This is a genomic window from Microbispora sp. ZYX-F-249 (assembly GCF_039649665.1).
Taxonomy (GTDB): domain Bacteria; phylum Actinomycetota; class Actinomycetes; order Streptosporangiales; family Streptosporangiaceae; genus Microbispora; species Microbispora maris.
On sequence record NZ_JBDJAW010000108.1, the window covers coordinates 1 to 3,227 of the forward strand.

Here is a 3,227-nt window from a genome sequence, read left to right on the forward strand (position 1 = left end):
TGACGCCGACGTGCCCGGCCTGGTCGGCCGCATCACCGCGCTCGTGACGGAGCGGCCGTGAGCCGGCGCTCTCCTCGCGGGCGGCGGTCACACGTGTGTCGCGGCGGCGAGTCCGTCGCGGACGCGCCGCGCGGCTTGTGAACACGAAGACCCCCGGCGGGGCGGGACGCCCGGCCGGGGGTTCCTCAGTCTCCTAGGGGAAGGTGGGGTACACGTCGTAGATCTGCCCGCCGACGCCGCGGTAGTTGGCACCGGCGGCCCAGAGGCCGTCGTTGATCAGGGGCTTGTAGTAGAACTGCTGCCCGATGGGGACGTTGATCCCGCACTCCCACAGGCCGGCCGACCTGCTGACGCAGTTCTGCCCGCCGGTCCAGCTCAGCGGCGCGTCGCCGCGCAGGGTGATGCGATTGCCGGCGCCCGGGTCGTAGTGGACGCGGACCGTGGTCGTGAAGGTGGAGGTCGCCTCGATGTGCCCGCCGAGCGAAGTGCGCACCGAGGCGCCGCCGGACGACGTGGCGGTCAGCACACCGCCGTAGAGGCTGTTCGCGGCGTCGACCTGGTGCAGGGTGACGGTGACCTGCGCGGTGCCGTTGGCGGGCACCGTGACCTGGTTGGCGCTCAGGGTGAACAGGCCGGCCGGGGCGGGCGTGCCGCCGGTTGAGCCGGTGGCGGACACGGCCAGGCCCAGCGTGACAGGCGTGGCGGCGTCGTTGGTGTAGGTCACGGTCTGCGTGGCCGTGGGCTGGGCGGCGGTGACCGACAGGGCCGCGCTCGGCGGGTTCGCCGTGACCTGCTGGCTCACCGCGCGGGCCGCGTCGACCCGGCCGGTGCCGTACGCGTAAGGGCTGGAGCCGGCCGCGGCCGCGGTCGTGCCCATCAGGGCGTCCTTCAGCCGCTGCGCGCCCCAGGCGGGGTGGCGCTGCTTGACGAGCGCGGCCGTCCCGGCGACGTGCGGGGTCGCCATCGAACAACCGTCCTTCGCGCCGTAGCCGCCACCGGGCACGGCCGCGGTGATGTTCACGCCGGGCGCGGTCATGTCCGGCTTCAGGCCCTGCTCCCCCACCGGGCCCCGGCTGGAGAAGTCCGCCACGGTGTCGTTCAGGTCCACCGCGCCCACGGTCAGCGCCTTGTCGGCGACGCCGATGGAACTGATGGTGGACGTGCCGGGCCCGGAGTTGCCCGAGCAGACCACGAACAGCGCGTCGTACTCCGCGGTCAGGCTGTTGATCGCCGCCGCGATCGGGTGGTCGACGCGAGCGGGATCGCTCACGATGCTCATGCTGACGATGTCGGCGCCCTGCTCGCCGACCGCCCAGTTCATCCCCTCGATGATCCAGGAGTCGTAGCCCGAGTTCCCGTCGTCGAGGACCTTGCCGACGACCAGGTCCGCGCCGGGGGCGACCCCCTTGTAGCGGCCCCCGGAGGCGGTGCCGGTCCCGGCGACGGTGGAGGCGGTGTGCGTGCCGTGTGAGTTGCCGTCCTCGACCCCGTTCGCATTGCCGGTGAAGTCGGCGGAGGCGACGACCTGGTTCTGCAGGTCGGGGTGGTCGGTGTCGTAGCCGCTGTCCAGCACCGCGACCTTGACGCCGCTGCCGTCATACCCGCTCGCCCACGCGGTCGGCGCGCCGATATGCGGGACACTCTGGTCGAGGCCGGCCCTCACCCTGCCGTCGAGCCACAACTTGGTGACGCCGCCCTGCAGACCCGAGGGCTTGGCCGAGCCGCCGGTGAGGCCGCGCCAGCCCTCGTGCGCGGCCTTCTTCTCGATGGCGAGCGCGCTGATGCCCAGGCGGGGGAATGCGAGGCGCCGTTTCGCCGCACCGTCGAAGACGGCCCGGGCCCGCTCGGCGTTCTCCGAGGTCGCGCTCTTGCGGTAGGTGGTCATGACCGGGATGGCCTGGCTGTGCTCGTCGTCATAGCCGTCCGCGATCAGCGTGCCCAGCTCGAAGAGCTGGGGGTCGAGCCGGCCCGCCCGGATGAGGGAGGCCGCGTCCGACGGGACCACCGACACCTGGTCGCCCCGGTCGGTGACGGCGAAGGTGACGCCGGTGCGGCCCTCGCCCGGCTCGACCGACAGGACCCGCAGGTCGTGGCTCTCCAGACGCGCCCGCACCGTGTCGCCGGTGACGAGCGTGACGGTGTGGTCTCCGGCCGCCGGCGCCGCGGCGGCTCCCGTCGCCGCGGAAGGACCGGAGGTGCCGGAGGAGGCTGAGGAAGTCGAGGGGCTTGGGGGCACGGTCTGCGCCGCGGCGGACGCGGCGAGCGGGCCGAGGAGGGCGGCCGCCGTGAGGACGGCGGCCACGGATGAACTTCGCAAGGGTTGTCTCCCGAGTGGTCGAGATGATCACTACGCGAAACAGGCTAAGTTTTTCCGCGAAGTTGTGAAATTTGCGAAATCCGTGTTGTTCGACAGAGTCCGTGATTAGAAAATCGGCGTGTCGCGCACCAATGAAAGCGGTTTCATCACAATCGGCCCGGCCGTGCCACGAGATCGGCAGGTATCCGCACCCCTGTGGCTTCGATCACATTGGTTTCCATTGTTTCCGCAGCTGGCCGTGCTGTACGGGGGCGCGACGCCCCAGCGTGGGCGAACCCGGAGCGTTAGCCACCATGCGACAAGCGGAGATTTCATCCGGCCGAACAGTACGTAAAACAAATGTGACGGACTTTTGTTCCGGAGCGGGATGTCGATCGGGAACGGAGCGAAGTGGCCGCCCGGTAGGGCCTGGTCGATATGCTCCAGATGTCGCCGGGGTTGCGGCCGTTCGGGTTGGCCGCATCATGGGCGCGGCCGGTGGGGCGGATAGCGGTGCCGTGCGGTGCGCCGCCTGACTCCGCCAGGCTGTACTTGCCGGCCGGTGGGCAGGGCGTCTGAATGGCGTTGGGCTTCATCCCGCCGTGCCGAGAGCGGCGGGACAACGCGCGGTCGCCGGTGTATTGCTCGCGGATGGTGTCGAGGTCGAACCAGTAGAAGCGCAGTTTTTGACCAGGAAGATCAGCTCGTAGCGGGTGGAGAGCCGGTCCAGGGCCGACTGTGGCATGGCGTTCGGCTTGGACCGGACGATCGCGTTGCGCAGGATCCAGCCATCCTGCTGGAGGGCGAAGGCGACCCGCCACGGAATGCCGAGCAGATTCTTGGGCGGCACGATGCGACGGGAACGAGGGCGCACCACCGGCTGCCGCTGGTTATAGTCGACGCCACGCTCTCGGCACGGCGGGATGAAGCC

At 70.5% G+C, this 3,227-nt stretch carries 1 protein-coding gene and 1 pseudogene; both read right to left on the reverse strand.

All coding sequences use genetic code 11. The features are described 5' to 3' along the window. Positions 1 to 193: 193 nt before the first annotated feature. Complete coding sequence (locus tag AAH991_RS39875; RefSeq protein ID WP_346231150.1) at positions 194 to 2,317, reverse strand: S8 family peptidase; 2,124 nt, start codon at positions 2,315 to 2,317, stop codon at positions 194 to 196. Between the two features lie 571 nt (positions 2,318 to 2,888). Continuing rightward, positions 2,889 to 3,227: pseudogene (locus AAH991_RS39880) on the reverse strand (hypothetical protein); the annotation flags it as partial.